The sequence below is a fragment of the Psychrobacter muriicola 2pS genome (assembly GCF_904846535.1).
In the GTDB taxonomy this organism is placed as follows: Bacteria; Pseudomonadota; Gammaproteobacteria; order Pseudomonadales; family Moraxellaceae; genus Psychrobacter; species Psychrobacter aquimaris.
In genome coordinates this window covers 122431-138633 of sequence record NZ_CAJHBC010000006.1, presented here as the reverse complement: position 1 = coordinate 138633, position 16203 = coordinate 122431, and the positions used below count along the sequence as shown (strand labels likewise).

At 43.6% G+C, this 16203-nt stretch carries 14 protein-coding genes; 5 read left to right on the top strand and 9 right to left on the bottom strand.

What is annotated here, in order from left to right; genetic code table 11:
- Window positions 1–566 precede the first annotated feature (566 nt).
- Window positions 567–1847 carry a citrate synthase gene (gltA, locus tag JMX93_RS10510; protein ID WP_193012642.1) on the top strand — a complete coding sequence of 427 codons (1281 nt, stop codon included), beginning with the start codon at window positions 567–569 and terminating at the stop codon, window positions 1845–1847.
- Between the two features lie 187 nt (window positions 1848–2034).
- Here the strand turns inward: gltA and JMX93_RS10505 are convergent, their stop codons facing one another.
- Window positions 2035–2988, bottom strand: coding sequence for a hypothetical protein (locus JMX93_RS10505; RefSeq protein WP_499204665.1), 954 nt, complete (start codon window positions 2986–2988; stop codon window positions 2035–2037).
- 72 nt (window positions 2989–3060) lie between these two features.
- A complete protein-coding gene (locus tag JMX93_RS10500) occupies window positions 3061–3555 on the bottom strand; it encodes a type IV secretion protein Rhs (RefSeq protein ID WP_499204674.1) in 495 nt (164 codons plus the stop codon).
- A gap of 618 nt (window positions 3556–4173) precedes the next feature.
- Between JMX93_RS10500 and JMX93_RS10495 the strand changes: the two genes are divergently transcribed.
- Both JMX93_RS10495 and ribBA read left to right on the top strand, forming a co-directional pair.
- The gene (locus tag JMX93_RS10495) at window positions 4174–5463 is read left to right on the top strand and encodes a replication-associated recombination protein A (protein ID WP_499204664.1); all 1290 of its coding nucleotides are present in this window, start codon (window positions 4174–4176) and stop codon (window positions 5461–5463) included.
- 325 nt (window positions 5464–5788) lie between these two features.
- A complete protein-coding gene (gene ribBA / locus JMX93_RS10490) occupies window positions 5789–6901 on the top strand; it encodes a bifunctional 3,4-dihydroxy-2-butanone-4-phosphate synthase/GTP cyclohydrolase II (RefSeq protein WP_443214716.1) in 1113 nt (370 codons plus the stop codon).
- A gap of 106 nt (window positions 6902–7007) precedes the next feature.
- Here the strand turns inward: ribBA and JMX93_RS10485 are convergent, their stop codons facing one another.
- The 6 genes from JMX93_RS10485 to JMX93_RS10460 all read right to left on the bottom strand — a co-directional run bounded on the left by JMX93_RS10485 (window position 7008) and on the right by JMX93_RS10460 (window position 13180).
- The gene (locus JMX93_RS10485) at window positions 7008–7499 is read right to left on the bottom strand and encodes an acyl-CoA thioesterase (protein ID WP_499204663.1); all 492 of its coding nucleotides are present in this window, start codon (window positions 7497–7499) and stop codon (window positions 7008–7010) included.
- 57 nt (window positions 7500–7556) lie between these two features.
- Window positions 7557–8534: a hypothetical protein gene (locus JMX93_RS10480; RefSeq protein WP_499204662.1), complete on the bottom strand. Its 978-nt coding sequence runs from the start codon at window positions 8532–8534 to the stop codon at window positions 7557–7559.
- Window positions 8535–8636: 102 nt separating this feature from the next.
- Window positions 8637–9614: a uroporphyrinogen-III synthase gene (locus JMX93_RS10475; protein WP_499204661.1), complete on the bottom strand. Its 978-nt coding sequence runs from the start codon at window positions 9612–9614 to the stop codon at window positions 8637–8639.
- 98 nt (window positions 9615–9712) lie between these two features.
- Window positions 9713–10747, bottom strand: coding sequence for a hydroxymethylbilane synthase (hemC, locus tag JMX93_RS10470; RefSeq protein ID WP_499204660.1), 1035 nt, complete (start codon window positions 10745–10747; stop codon window positions 9713–9715).
- A 195-nt stretch (window positions 10748–10942) separates the two neighbouring features.
- Window positions 10943–11680 carry a LytR/AlgR family response regulator transcription factor gene (locus JMX93_RS10465; protein WP_198332754.1) on the bottom strand — a complete coding sequence of 246 codons (738 nt, stop codon included), beginning with the start codon at window positions 11678–11680 and terminating at the stop codon, window positions 10943–10945.
- A 348-nt stretch (window positions 11681–12028) separates the two neighbouring features.
- Window positions 12029–13180: a histidine kinase gene (locus JMX93_RS10460; RefSeq protein ID WP_499204659.1), complete on the bottom strand. Its 1152-nt coding sequence runs from the start codon at window positions 13178–13180 to the stop codon at window positions 12029–12031.
- Window positions 13181–13293: 113 nt separating this feature from the next.
- Here JMX93_RS10460 and argH point away from each other — a divergent pair, with 113 nt between their 5' ends.
- Window positions 13294–14667 (top strand): argininosuccinate lyase, encoded by a 1374-nt coding sequence (gene argH, locus JMX93_RS10455; protein WP_193012657.1) that lies wholly within the window; start codon window positions 13294–13296, stop codon window positions 14665–14667.
- Between the two features lie 347 nt (window positions 14668–15014).
- Window positions 15015–15305, top strand: coding sequence for an oxidative damage protection protein (locus JMX93_RS10450; RefSeq protein WP_193012633.1), 291 nt, complete (start codon window positions 15015–15017; stop codon window positions 15303–15305).
- Between the two features lie 84 nt (window positions 15306–15389).
- Here the strand turns inward: JMX93_RS10450 and phoU are convergent, their stop codons facing one another.
- On the bottom strand, window positions 15390–16166 hold the full coding sequence (gene phoU, locus JMX93_RS10445; protein ID WP_193012632.1) for a phosphate signaling complex protein PhoU: 777 nt from the start codon (window positions 16164–16166) through the stop codon (window positions 15390–15392).
- Between the last annotated feature and the right edge of the window lie 37 nt (window positions 16167–16203).

Here is a 16203-nt window from a genome sequence, read left to right as displayed (position 1 = left end):
ATATCATGACCACTTATCAATTCGCACAAAGCGAGCGCCAGTTAAGTCCCTACAATTATAAAATGACTGGACGATAATTACAAATTTATCCCCTAAGCAGTAAAAGATAAACGCTGTGTTAACAAATAAACAGACAGAGGACATACGCATTTTTCAAAATTGCACAATTCTGGCGGAATTTTTACCCAACTCAATTCGTCTACTACTCATACTCTGTCTGTTTTTACCCCAAATATTAATAAAATCTGCTACATTATTATCGTAAATTTCTTTAGAAATTATGCGGATAATGTAGCTCTACTTACTGTCATAAAAACAAGCTTTCTAAGCAAAATAACTAATCAGACATATTTTGATACAAAAATTACAGTGAACAAACACGACTAAACCGTGCCAATTGGTGGCATTGATGGTAAAAGTCTTTTCAAATCATAAGGAATTACTGCTAATATACCCTGCGTATTAAATGAGTTAAATGCATTTTGATCATTTGACTACCGATAGCGCGAGGGTGTGCGTCTGTCGTAATTTTATTCTAACAAGCTAAAAACAATGGAGAGCAATTTATGGCTGACACTAATGCCAAACTAACCGTCAATGGTAAAGAATACGAGTTTCCTATTATCGAAGGTACTTTAGGGCGTCCAGTTCTAGATATTGCTGCTCTACAAGAATCAGGATTTTGGTCTTATGACCCTGGTTTTAAAGTAACCGCGCCTGTTGAATCAAAGATTACTTATATTGATGGCGGTAAAGGTGAGCTACTACACCGCGGCTACCCTATCGATCAATTAGCAAACAATGCTGAATATTTAGAAGTGGCTTATGCATTGATTCATGGCGACTTGCCTAATGCTGAGCAAAAAGCAGACTTCTTTGAAAAAATCCGTAAGCATACGGGTGTTCATGATCAATTACGCAAGTTCTTTGAAGGCTTCCGCCGTGACGCACATCCAATGGCTATTATGGTTGGTGTCGTGGGTGCTTTATCCGCGTTTTATCATGAAGCGTTAGACGTCAGTAACGAAGAGCATCGTGAAATCACTGCTATCCGTCTGATTGCTAAGATGCCAACGCTTGCTGCGATGAGTTATAAATACTCGCAAGGCGAACCGTTCATGTATCCACGCAACGACTTTAGCTATGCTGAAAACTTCTTATACATGATGTTTGCCACGCCTGCTGATGTTGACTACAAAACCAACGACGTCATCACTCGCGCCATGGACAAAATCTTTACTTTGCATGCTGACCACGAGCAAAACGCGTCAACGTCTACGGTACGTCTAGCAGGTTCTACTGGCGCAAACCCTTATGCCTGTATCGCTGCTGGTATCGCAGCCCTTTGGGGACCATCACATGGCGGCGCGAACGAAGCCGTGCTTGAGATGTTAGATGAGATCGGTTCTGTAGAAAATGTGCCTGAGTTCATGGAAAAAGTGAAGAGCCGTGAAGTGAAATTGATGGGCTTTGGTCATCGCGTTTATAAAAACTTTGACCCACGCGCACAAGTGATGAAAGAGACTTGTGATGAAGTATTAGGCGCATTGGGTATCAATGATCCTAAGCTTGAGCTTGCCATGGCACTTGAGAAAATCGCCTTAGAAGACCCGTTCTTCGTTGAGCGTAACTTGTATCCAAACGTTGATTTCTACTCTGGCATTATCCTTAAGGCCATCGGTATCCCAACGTCAATGTTTACCGTTATTTTCTCATTGGCTCGCACCTCTGGCTGGATCAGCCATTGGTTAGAGATGCACAGTGCTCCGTTCAAAATCGGTCGTCCGCGCCAGTTATACACTGGTGAAACGCATCGCGACTTCGTTAAAGTTGAAGACCGCAAATAGTCACTTATACTCTAGCTTCTAGAACCATAAAAAATCCCGCCATCGTGCGGGATTTTTTATTTTCTTATTTGTGATTTTAATATCACTGGTTTCAAGCTCAATATCATTGGTTCAAATGCTATCTTAAAAATGGCAGATAGTTGATTCTAAATAAAACCGATACGTTGTACGATAACACACAGCTGATTTATTGAAATTCTTGTAATGTTTGCTCGTACTTGGCAATTTGCTCATCATATCCTTCAATAGTTTCATTAAACTTAGTCATAAGCGCCTCAAATTCTTTTTGTTGATTCAGTTTCATTTGCTGCATATCAATCACTTGCTGAGCTTCTATCTGCTCCCAAACCTGATGCTGAATAATCAAACGTGCTAACGCTGGGCTCTTGGCGCTGAGTCTACCAGCAATTTCTGCATGCTCAAATAACTGCGGAACCAGTGTTGCTATATTGATTAACGTATCGATATCTTCTGCGCTAAGTGGCGTTGTTACAGGCTGATAAAGTGCATCCATCGCTTGCTGATAGCTTTCGATAATTTGATCTTCTGTGAGCATAATAGGCTTACGTGGCACAAGGCTGATGCGCTTTAAAACCGTTAAATCACGCTCACCAACTTTCGTACTGGTATTGATATCAGCCTCAGCGGTCATATCCACCTCACCATCTGTGGTGTCAGCAGATGATAAGCTGCTATCAGCTGTTTCGCTATTATTCTCCATCACGTTGCCAGTATTAGTATCGCTAGCAGCAGTATCACCATTTAGCAGCAATGACTCTTCACTGTCTGAGCTATCAGCGGCTTGGAGGGACTCATACTCTGCTTGTAAACGACGCTGTAGCCTTTGTGCTTGCGCGACATATATAGGCTGAAACTGCTTTATACGAGCAGCAGCAGAATCACTTGGGCGCATAGGCTGACTGTCTTCAGTGCTCGTTTTTTCAACACTCTGACTATCTTCGGGCGCAGGTTGAGTCTCTGCTTGCTGTTGACAGCCATTTAAGAGTAATACGCCACTCAATGTTGCTACCAGCAAGGTTGACGAGTGTTGTAAAATATTGGTTTTTTGATTGATAGAGTCATCAACCACACATTTACTCATTTTATAATTAGTAGACTTTTTTGGCAAAAATTTAAACATAAGGGTATGTGTCCTTGTTAAGGCAAAATAATAAAAACTAAAATTATCATGGCAGTCCATTGCCAATGGATATCACTTCATATGGTCGTCAGACTTTACGATTAAAAACGGAATACAAGTTTCTAACGCTTGACAGTCTTGTCCACGCTGACGACGAATAAAATAATCCTGAACCATACGCGCCTGCTGTTCGATACCGTAGTTAAAAAAGGATTTGCCTGTTTTGAGCACATAATCATAACGGCGATCAATAAGTGCACCGCGCACTACTTTTAAGCCTTGCTGTAATTGCCATACATGGGTCAATTCATGTATCAGCCAGCTTTTTTTACTAAATGACGCATCGCTAAAATCTATTATCCAATCCGCTGGGTTAAAATAAATATTGCCATTAGGACTGACCGCATAATGTTTCAATACCCACCAAGCAGTCTTGAGCTGAACATCATCGAGATCGATACTGTCGCCAAATACTGAACGCGCCAGCGCTATCTCACCTGTAGTAAGCGAACGTGATTGCTGCTTTGCACTGCGATATAAATACCGATCAAACAAACGCTGCAACATCGGTGGAGACATCATGACGGTAATACCTTATGCCTAATGAATGAGTTATCACGAAGTATAGATCGTAAATCACGCATGATAGCTGTGGCCTATCAATGCTGTTGAACCGTTAATAGGGATAAAAGTATAAAAATCAAAGTATTTGGGACATAAGCTGTACACTTAATTGACTTTTATTAACGTAAATCTGCGTTAGCCTATCGTGTATAACACATACCAAATAGCGTCTTTATAAATTAGCCTACTTTTACTGCTGATGTCTAGGGCGTGTTGAACATTCGGCCGTGGCACTGACAGGGAGTATTTTTCAGGCGATTCAACGTTAAAAATAGTAAGTTTAGTCATTCTAAGCGTCTATTTTTAGCTAAGAAGCGTCAAAAAAGAGTCCTGTCCTGTTAGGCTGATACTAAAATGGTCATCAGCAGTGCCGATTTGTGAATGTTCAACACGCCCTAATATTCATTAGTGCGAAAATCATGCCAGACAGATATGTTCGTTTCCCATAGAAATGATGAATGTAATCTAGTGTGTCATTATTTAGATGCAGTAATAAAAACCCATTAATCACTGTCGTTATAAACTCATTGATAGCTGTTTAAATTGATAATAGAGATCTCTATGCCGCCTAATTTTCATGCTGATACACCCCTTGCCCAGCGCATGCGCCCAACGACACTTGATGCCATTATTGGCCAAGAGCACTTGTTAGCAGCAGGTGCACCCTTGCGGCGCTTGGTTGAACAAGGACATCTGCCATCGATTATTTTGCATGGTGAAGCTGGCATCGGCAAAACGACTATTGCCATGCTCTTGGCTGATGCTGTTGGCAGGCCTTTTCATGCGTTGTCTGCTTTGAATACTGGAGTCAAACAGTTACGCGAAGTATTAGATACCAAAGATTCTTTAAACTTTGAATCACCTGTGGTTTTTATTGATGAGATTCACCGCTTCAATAAAGCCCAGCAAGATGCACTACTGGGCGCGGTCGAATCTGGTGATATTACTTTGATTGGTGCCACGACTGAAAACCCTTCCTTTAGTGTCAATAACGCCCTGCTATCACGTTGCCAAGTGTATCGTTTAGAGCCACTGACGCCTGAGCAAATCGGTGCCGTATTGCAAAGGGCAATCTCAGAAGATTCAGTGCTGAAGAGTTTAACGGTTGATTTACAAGCGAAAGATACTATCAGCCAACTGGCGCATGGCGATGCTAGAAAGGCATTAAATTTATTAGAGCTTGCCATTCAAACGGCGGACACGAAGCACTCTCCGCTCATTATTAATGATGAATTGGTCGCTCGTGTCGCCCAAACAGCTCTAGTTCGCTATGACAAAGATGGTGAGCAGCATTATGATATTATCTCGGCGATGATAAAGTCCGTACGTGGCTCAGACCCTGATGCTGCGCTTTATTGGATGGCGCGGATGCTCGTTGGCGGTGAGCCTGCTGATTTTATCGCACGGCGCTTGGTCATCTTGGCCAGTGAAGATATTGGTAATGCCAACCCTAATGCCTTACTGCTTGCCGATGCAGCATTGCGCAGTGTGCAATCAATCGGCATGCCAGAAGCGCGTATTATCTTGGGACAAGTGGTGGTTTATTTGGCAACCAGCGCCAAAAGTAACAGCACTTATAAAGCCATTAACGCTGCCATGGCTTTGGCAGAAAAAGATGCCTCGCCTGTGCCGCTACACCTGCGTAATGGCGTGACCAAACTGATGCGCAATCAAGGCTATGGTCAAGGTTATGCTTATCCACACGATTATCCCAATCACTATTATCCGCAAAGCTATTTGCCAGACAGTCTGGTTGGTACTAGCTTTTATGAATTTGCTGACAACCAGCGCGAGCAACACAGTAAACAGTTTATGGATTGGCTAAAAAGCCAAGCTGCCAGTAACGACTAATGGCTCGCAATATAGTTGAGCCCATTGCTTAATACGTCATTGAATACATGAATCGTCGTGACCATTAGTAATACTTATCGCTATTTTTGACAGACTGGCCCATATAGTTTCGAGATGAAGCAGCACAGTGGGCTGAAAAGCGTTAAAATGTCCTCATATTGATATATAAGCAATGATCAAATAACGTCTACAGTGGATTAATTTGCTTGAGTGCCCTTTGCCTAACCGCAACAGCGCTCTGTAGCATCTACTGCTACAATAGACAGATAACGCTTTATACTCCAAATTAAACCTATCTATAAATAATAAAATATTGAGACTTACTATGAGTTTAAATACGATTCCTGAGATTATCGAAGACATTCGTGCTGGCAAGATGGTCATCTTGATGGATGATGAAGACCGTGAAAATGAAGGCGATATCATTATGGCAGCGACCCATGTGCGCCCTGAAGATATCAATTTTATGATTACTCATGCACGTGGCTTGGTCTGCTTGACCTTGTCACAAGCGCGCTGCCAACAGTTGGCGTTGCCGCTGATGTCTGATCGTAATGAAGCAAAATTTAGCACTAACTTTACTGTCTCTATCGAAGCCGCTGAAGGCGTTACGACTGGTATCTCTGCTGCCGATCGCGCGCGTACCATTCAAGCAGCGGTTTCTGCTTCAGCAAAACCTGAAGACATCGTCCAACCTGGGCATATCTTCCCAATCATGGCACAAAATGGTGGCGTCTTGCACCGCGCTGGCCACACTGAAGCGGGTTGTGACTTAGCACGCCTAGCAGGGCTTGAGCCAGCAGCAGTGATTGTCGAAATCATTAATGCGGATGGCACAATGGCGCGCCGTGATGACCTTGAGATATTTGCCAAAGAGCATGGCATCAAGATGGGTACGATTGCTGATCTCATCAACTACCGTATCGCTAATGAACAAACGGTAGAAGAAATTGAGTCGCGTCCTTTTGAAACGGAATACGGCACCTTTACGCTACATCGCTTCCGCGAATTTGGCGCTGATGAGACTCATTTGGCTTTGGTAAAAGGCGATGTGAGCGCAGGCGTCAGCACTGTCCGTGTCCATGGTTTCCACCCATTACGCGATCTATTTGCGGCCAAAAATGATATGACGGGTCGTAGCGGCTGGAGTGTACGCTCAGCACTAGAGGAAATCAGCAACTCAGATCGCGGCGTACTCGTCTGGATTGGTAGCAATCAGCCAGTAGATTTAGGAGAAGCGTTAGACAAAGCGGCAGACAATGAATCGCTATCGACCATTACCCAGCAGCCATATCGCAGCATTGGGGTTGGCGCACAGATTTTGCGTCATTTAGGCGTGCGTGATATGCGTTTATTATCATCACCCATGAAGTTTTACGCACTATCAGGCTTTGACTTGAACGTGGTTGATTTCGTACATGCACCACAGCAAGACTAGTATTTGATTGACTGGCTGATTCGATATCAGTCACCTACTAAAAGATTAAAAGGGCACGCTAATGTCATGTTAGCGTGCCCTTTTTTCACTTACTCAACAATCAGTGTTAAAGCTTCGGAGTATGATCAACTTTTGCTTCTAATGCTAATAGCCGAGCGCGCTCTTCCTCTGTCCAAGGTAACTTACGCTTTCCATCGCTATCGAGACGTACCACGACTGCCTCAGCCGTCGCAACGATGGCCTCTTGCGCGGTGCTATAGTAGCTATATTCCATCACGATACTCGTATTACCCAAGCGCTGACAGCGTACTCCTAGTAGTAAAGTATCAGGATAAGTCACTGGGCGTAAATACTGGCAGCTCGATTGTGCCAATACCGTCACCATACTGCCATCAAACATGCCTAGCGCCTGCAAATAGCCAATTCGCGCTGACTCAGCGTAACGATAATAAACCACGTTATTTAAATGGTTAAACGCATCCATTTCGCCCCAGTGAATGGGTTGGTGATGAATAACAGGATAATGTGCCAACGCCTCAGGATGAGGATTAACTGAAGTGTCAGGTATTAAATTTGAGGTTTGGTTAAAACTGTCCATAACGTCGCTCTCTTATTTTTGTATTTATAAGGCTATCGATCAACATCCATTGAACCACTAACGCTGAGATTTATCCAAAATCTGAGTGGTTAACAATGGCGTTGGTTTTGGTGCATTGGCAATCAATTTATCTAACCAATCTATGACTTCTACAATATTTGTAGGAGATGATCTGGTTTGTAGGTTCTTGGCGGTAGAGGTTTGTTTTTTGCCTGCGGATGCTGCATCAGAGGTGTTTTCAGTATTAGTCATGGCTGCCTTTGGCGCTGACTCTTCAGGTATGGCAGACTTCGGCACCAAGGTTTTTAGTTGATTTCGTGCTTGACGCAGATAACCAACCAGCTGCTCTTGTTCGCGCATATTGCTGGCTTGACTGGCCAAATTCAAGGTCATAATTACTTCGTGAATGGTCAATTGTTTGCGCGTAAGGTTCATATTATTATCGGTGCTATTGTTCTGCGTGGCCTCGCTACTCACACGCTCATAGCGGTGCAAAAACTCTTGAATATTTTGAATGGCGAGGTTTTGTAGCTGCCAAGGACTGGGCTGCGCGCTGCTTGCCTGCAAACGTTCAATATCTTTCATCAAGCTTTGTTTGATCACAACCGTTAGCGCTGGAGCAATCTCATTGCTGCTTTGCGAAAGCTGCCAATGTAGACCACGCAACAAATCAATCGCCGCACTGTCGTTATTGTCTGCTAATAATCTATCAGCGGCTTGTATTTGAATACGCAATAAATCTAACTGGTTTTGCGCTTGGCTACTGGCGGCAGATCGAGGCTCTGGCAACGTCTGTTGACTCATCGCAAATAGACGGTCATCCATCTCATTCAGACGGCTGACGACTTGCTCGTTGCTTTGCAAACGCTCATTAACGCTATGCTGGAAGCGCTGCTGGCTGATATAGAGCCATAATAAAGCGGCGATAAGCAACAAGATAACCAGCCACTGCAGGCGCAACAAAAACATATTTGCTTGTCGGCGCTGCTGAGTAGCAGAAGGTTCCTGAGATAACGATTCAGAATTGATTGACATAAGGCAGCACCGTTATTTTGGTTAAAACAGGTTTAAAGCGAATAAATAAAAAGTGAAACATAATAAGGTAAGGACAGGTCATCGGTTGACATAGTGATACATTCAACAGGCTTTAGCATGAATAGCAGCGAGAATGGTTGCTGGTGCCAAATCTTCCACACGCCAATAGCTTAACTGCTGCTCAGCGACCATGTTGGCTAAACGCTCACCCAGCACCACATAAGCAAAGTCTGACAATTCATAGGGCAAAATAGCGGGGATTTCTCTGACTGTTTCTTGCTCTAATGCCTTTTCTGCTACAGCCCGAACAATGCTTTCCCAATGCTCAAAGGCTGTACCGCTACTGACGACCACGATTGGCTTTGGCTGACTAGCTGATGTATCTTTCTTGCCATTACGAGCTAAAAATCCTTGTAGCCACTGCTCATATTGAGCCATCGCATCGACTGGCATTATACGCTCATACCAAGCAATACTATCGATATGCACACCGCGTGCCAGCAACGTATCGACCAATAGTCGCCTGCCACCCAATCCACGCCACACGAGCAACTTGTCGCCTGCTTGCAAACGCTCAATCTCAGGCATCGCTAGCATACCTTCGTTATTAGCAATGTGAGGCTGCAGAACTTGGTAATCCGACGCCTCGATTCTGGCATTATTTAGTACCGACGCGGTCGCTTCACCGACGGCAATCAAGTAGCTCGGAGCTTGCAGAGCTTTAATTTCTATATCTTTTCGCTCATCATCATTGTCATTATTTTGAGCTTGACGCTCACGTTCAAGCGCTTGCCAAACGGCCAATCCTGAAGCGGCGGCCGTTGGGCTAACGATAACAAGCGCCTTATAATCACCTGCTAGCCACTGGCGCATCAGCGTCATGTCTTGCTCAGTCGTTGGGCGCGATTGTAACGTCAACATCGGTATCTCTACCACCGTCAGCCCTGCTGCTTGCAGATGATCGGTCAATGCAGCGGCACGCTCTACTGGGCGAGTATTGATGACTACTTGCGCTAGTGATGACTCATTATTTGATTGACTGTTAGCAATACGCTGGGCGTGATTTAATATTGATGACATAGACGTACCATGACAAAAGGCTAGTAGAATTGGCTTAACCATAGCCCTAGCATCAACAATACTGGGGCTATGACTAAGATAATCAAAATACTGACGTGTTATTCAGGATGATAAATCGCGGATAAGATATCACCCGCGCCATCGGCAAGCAGTATATTGGCAACATCAATACCAAGCTGATTGGCCTGTACTTCTTGCTCGGCTTGTGTGCCGATCAACGTGACGCGTTTTTCTGCTTTTAGCAGCGCGCTGCCATCAGCTTGGCCCACTCGACCACGTAGCCACAACACATTGCCGTTGTCGTTATTGCCATTGTCGCCGTTATCATCATTATTGCTGCTTGTTTCATCCGCCATTTGTAGCACGGCATAAGCAGCAATAGGTACTTGGCAGCCACCATCTAAGTGACGGTTTAGCGCGCGCTCAGCAATAAGGCGAATACGCGCTTTATCGTCATTCAGTGGTGCCAATAATTTTAACACCTCATCATCACCTTCACGGCATTCGATCGCCAAGGCGCCTTGACCAACCGCAGGCAAGCAAGCATTGATATCAAGCTCGCCGCGTATACGCTCATCCAGCTCGATACGCTGCAAGCCACTGGTCGCTAAAATAATTGCATCATACTCGCCAGCATCTAGCTTGCCCAGACGTGTACCGACGTTACCGCGTAAGGTTTTGATTTGTAGGTCTGGGCGATAGGCTTTAAGCTGACACTGACGACGCAAACTTGACGTGCCAACGACTGCCCCTTGTGGCAATTCATCAATACTATTATAGGTATTAGAAACGAAAGCATCGGTCGGTGAGGCGCGTTTGCAATAGACACCCAGCATCAAGCCTTCTGGAAGCTGCATCGGCACGTCCTTTAATGAATGCACCGCGATGTCCGCTTGTTTGTCATATAGCGCTTGCTCAAGCTCTTTGACAAACAAACCTTTACCGCCAATTTTAGCCAAAGGGGTGTCCAAAATCTTGTCACCCTTAGTGACAATTTTTAGCAAGTTAATCGTCATCTCAGGATACAGCTCTAGCAGACGAGCACGGATATGCTCAGCTTGCCATAGTGCCAAAGGGCTCTGACGCGTGGCTATGTTCAAGGTAGTCAAAGCAGGTTGCTGCGGATTGCTCATAAAGGGCCTCAATAAATTCGATACTGTTCACGTCAGTACTATGCATGTCAGTATTAAGCAATACTGCAAATTTTCCACAAAAAATGGGCAATATAAACCATATATAGTCAATGCTGACGCAAAAAAATACCCCTATTTAAGCATAAATAAGGGTTTGATGATATGGGATGATTATTTCACTATTAAAACAGTAAGTTACATGCTTTGAATCTTGTCACGCAACGCTGGTAAGTGACGACGGCTAACTGCTAGCGTCTCATCAATGCCTTTAAAGCGTATCTGATATTGTCCTGCATCCAACGTTTCTAAAAAGTCCAAAAAGCTAAGATTGATGATGGCATTGCGGTGCACCCGAAAGAGCCGATCGTCAAACTCTTGCTCAAGCTCTTTTAACGTTTCATCAATCAGTACAATGCCATCTTTATGACGGACTTTGACGTACTTTTGATCGGCTGTAAAATAGTAGATATCTTTGAGCTTGATTAGCTCAACACCTCGGTGGGTACGAGCAGCGATATGCTCACGTACTGGCCGCGCTGTTGGGTCTTCAAGTTTACGAATCTCATTTAACTGCGCCGCGTTTAAATTTTTCGCTTTATCTAGTGACTCTAGCAACTCGTCTTTATTAGCCGGCTTTAATAAATAACCAATCGCATTGGCTTTTAGCGCGGCAATGGCATAATGGTCGTAAGCGGTGACAAATATAATAGCGGGCGGATGCTCAAGCTTAGCAAGCTCTTGAGCGCAGTGCACCCCATCCATCTCAGGCATACGAATATCTAATAATATGATATCTGGCTGCTGAGTTTTGACCGCGATAATAGCTGCTGCACCCGTGGTTGCTTGGGCAACTACCTGATGACCTGACTCCTGTACAATTCTAACCAAACGCTCACGTGCTAGTGGCTCATCATCACAAACTACGATACGCATGCAAACTCCCATCCCAGGATAAACTTAGTTTTTTTTCAATGGCCTTACAAACATATTAGCACTCATTACCAATCACTTAGCATAAAAACATTTAATTATTTCATAGAACAATAGCTGACTATATTAATGCTGATAGCCGCCAATATTGCCCAACTATTAACAGATTTCATGTGAGCCACTATTCTGAATTGAATTTTATTGCGGCTCATTTATCGATAATACTTTTCATGGTGAATCATGGCTAAGTACAAAGTAAAACAACTTGTTAGCTATAGAAAATGGTGCAATAACTATGCCAAACCTATTGATTTAACAATAAAATAAAAGATTATGCCTCAAAAAAAGCGGTCATAAACTAACATCTTGAAGAGGATAGTCGATGACAGTAATAATCTGGCTACTGGTAACGGTATTTTTAATATCTGCACTTTGACCAAAATAAGCCCGTAAACGGTCTGCTTGAATATAAAAATTCATGTGTTGACGTAAATCATGATCAATAATGAACGTTTTTTTAGGAAGCTCGACACTAATCATAATTGCAACCCGATGCTGCTGCCAAGTGACTTTAATATTGATATAAATGGTTTCAGTGGTCATTTCCACCACATTCAGCAGCATTTTTTCTAGCACGCTCTGTAAGGTCAAGGCGGTGATGACCATGTCATACATGACATCTTCGTCAGGTAATTGCCAACTCACTTCGAGCTTATCCGCTAAACGGCTAGACTCAATCGCTAGATAATGCTCACAAAGAGCGATCTCTTCTTCAAAGCTAATCTCTCGCGCCCCATTAAAACTGGCACGGAATAATGCAGAAACGTGCTGTAATAAAGCGGAAGCTCTTGCTGGATTGGATTCTATCAATGACACTAGGGTGTTAACGGTATTAAAGAAAAAATGCGGAGCAATTCTTGCTTTGATCACATCGTTTTGTGCACTCAATTTATGCTCAAACGATTGTTTGAGCGCATTCGTCTCACGATAACGGCGTAAAAAATACAGCAAGAACACCAAGGAAAAGCCACCACTAATCACCGCATCAAACAATATATTTAAAATAAAAGTCTGACGATCATATTCAAACCAACCAATATTAATCATCACCAGCATGACTAGAACCATAGATATTGTAGATGCCACCATGATTAAGGCAAGCACATACATGCTGACTCTAGGTATGCTCATGCCTTTAAAAATAGGCCGCAAATAATCAATGAGATATAAAGAAGGAATAATGCTCAAGGTGTTTTGCAGGACTCTGCTAAACAGCTGAATCAAAAAGTCTGACCACGTGGCAATGTCATAGCGATTCGTCACCGTGACGAATAGCGACCAAAAAAAGAGATAAATGAACCACTGCCAAGGCTTCATGACCTCCATGAGCTTGGGAATAAAAAACTCTAAGCGCTCCGCTAGTAAGGCAACCTCATCCTTTGCTATACTTGAGTTCTTATTCTCTTGACTTGTCTTGTACCGATATGAACGCCAATTCTTCAAACCCTAGTAATCCCGAATCAAGTGTAAATTCATCTGTCTCTGATTCTAGCACAGATGCTTCTATAACAAATAACACGACACAAAACAGCCCTGCAAGCAGTCAGGGTCAGCAGATGTGGGGCGGACGCTTCAGTGAAGCGACGGACAGTTTTGTCGCCGCCTTCACCGCCTCTGTCGGCTTCGACCAACGCTTTGCGCGTCACGATATTCAAGGCTCAATCGCCCACGCGACTATGCTTAAAGAATGTGACATTTTAACTGCTGATGAAGTTGCGACCATTGTCGATGGTCTTCAGCAGGTACTGCGCGAGATTGAAGCAGGCGAGTTTAACTGGTCAATCGCTCTCGAAGACGTGCACATGAACGTCGAATCACGCCTGACTGATATCGTCGGTGCGGTTGGCAAAAAACTGCATACAGGTCGTAGCCGTAATGATCAAGTTGCCACCGATATTCGTTTATGGCTGCGTGAAGAAGTCGATAATATCATCGCCTTATTAGTACGCTTACAAAGCGGATTGCTTGATTTGGCTGAGCAACATACTGACACTATTATGCCCGGTTTTACACACTTACAAACAGCCCAGCCCGTGAGCTTTGGTCATCATGTGATGGCGTGGTTTGAGATGTTATATCGCGATACCGAGCGTTTAGTGGATGCCCGTCGCCGTATCAATCAGATGCCACTTGGTAGTGCTGCTCTGGCTGGAACAACGTTCCCAATCGATCGTACGATTACTGCCGAGTTGCTGGGTTTTGAAGGTATTTGCCAAAACTCGCTCGATGCCGTCTCAGATCGTGACTTTGCGATTGAATTCACCTCAGCTGCTTCTATCTTGATGATGCATATGTCACGCATGAGTGAAGAGATTATTCTTTGGATGTCAGCGCAGTTTAACTTTGTGCAGATTCCAGATCGCTTTTGTACCGGCTCATCTATCATGCCGCAAAAGAAAAATCCTGATGTACCAGAGTTGGTTCGCGGTAAAGCAGCACGTGTCTTTGGTCAGTTAATGACGCTATTAAGCCTAATGAAGAGTCAACCACTGGCTTATAACAAAGACAACCAAGAAGACAAAGAGCCGCTCTTTGATTGCGTTGATACTTTGACAGGTTCGCTATTGGCGTTTGCTGATATGCTACCTAATATCACCCCAAATAAAGAAAACATGCGTGCTGCCACCATGAAAGGCTATGCCACTGCAACAGACTTAGCAGATTATTTGGTACGCCAAGGCGTTGCTTTCCGTGATGCCCATGAAGTGGTCGGTAACGCTGTCGCCTTAGGTATTAAAGAAGGCGTTGATTTGAGTGATTTATCACTGGCGCAATTACAGCAATTTAGCGATGCGATTGGTGATGATGTCTTTGAGTATCTAACTTTAGAAGGTTCATTGGCAGCTCGTGACCATTTGGGTGGCACTGCGCCAAACCAAGTTAAGAAAGCTGTGGTCAATGGTCGCGCTCGCTTAAAAGCCTTTGCCTAATCAGACCATTTTAAGTAAAAGCTAACGTACCGCGATATATCTAATACCCGCTATTGATGCGGGTGTTTTTTATTTGTCTTATCCTCTCTTATCATTTACCACTTATCGCTTCTAAACTATCGTTACATCTAGAAATATCGAAACAAAGAATATGATTGGAAGCACGACACATCATAGATTGAACAGCCCTGACACCGTAGCTGGTTGATATAGGATTGACTATAGCGAATTGATAGAGGTTTGACGATATATACTAGATACCCTTTGCTAAATTGACCCAGACCGTTATCATAGTCTCATATGACTATTTGATTTGACCACTTAATATAATAAATAAGGAACGCCTTATGACTGAGACTTTTAATCCTCAAGCCAATACCGTATTTTGCCGCAAATATAAGCAAGAATTGCCAAAAATGCCGCATCCACCTTTTCCTAATAAAAAAGGTCAAGAGCTCCAAGAGACCGTATCTGAAAAAGCATGGAAAGAATGGCTTGAGCATCAAACGATGCTTATTAACGAAAACCATTTGAGCATGATGGATCCTGCCGCCAAGAAGTTCTTAACGGAGCAGCGCGATAAATTTTTGGACAATGAAGATTATGAGCGGGCTCAAGGCTGGACACCAGAAAGCTAATTTCGCCTTGCTTTGTGATAGCCGTAAAAAAACGCGCTCAATATAGCGCGTTTTTTGCTGTTTATAAGCAATTAGTATTTATTATCAGTCGTCATCACTATCTAATAAATCAGTAACCGACATAGCACTAACCTGGCGGGCAGCTAAGCGATCATTGGCTTCTTGTACCGCTTTTTCGACCATGGCGTAGTCTGAATGACGTACGTCTTGACCGCTAATATAGTTAATCACTAGCTCTGCTACGTTTTGCGCATGATCGCCGATACGTTCAAGCGAGCGCAAAATCCACATGATATTGATTACCTTTGAGACTTGTCTTGAGTCTTCCATGATATATGTCATTAAAGCACGAATAGCAGATTGGTATTCGTTATTGACCACACTGTCATTGCGCATGACTTCAAATGCTTGCTCAGCATTCGATTGGCTAAAGGCTTCTAATGCGTTGTTGAGCATCAACCTTACCTGATTACTCAAGTGTTGCACTTCAGCATAGCCGTATGCCGATTTGCCTTGTGCCGCGAGCTTGCTTGCCATTTTCGCGATTTTTACCGCTTCATCGCCGATACGTTCTAAATCCACCACACCTTTACTAATCGACATCACCAAACGCAAATCACTGGCCGCTGGCTGACGCTTGGCAACCAATAACAAGATATGCTCATCGAGCTCAACTTCCATTCGATTGATATCGAAGTCCATCTCGATGACCTCTTGCGCCAGTGTCTCATCTTTGTCAATGAGTGCATGGATGGCTTTGGCCACTTGGTTGGCAGCACTATCACCCATGTATAAAAATAAACGGATGGCCTCATCAAGATCTTGGTCAAAACTTTTGGAGATATGCTTATCACTTTGCATAAGAGGTATTCCTTGAAATCCATATTTTAGTAGCGCG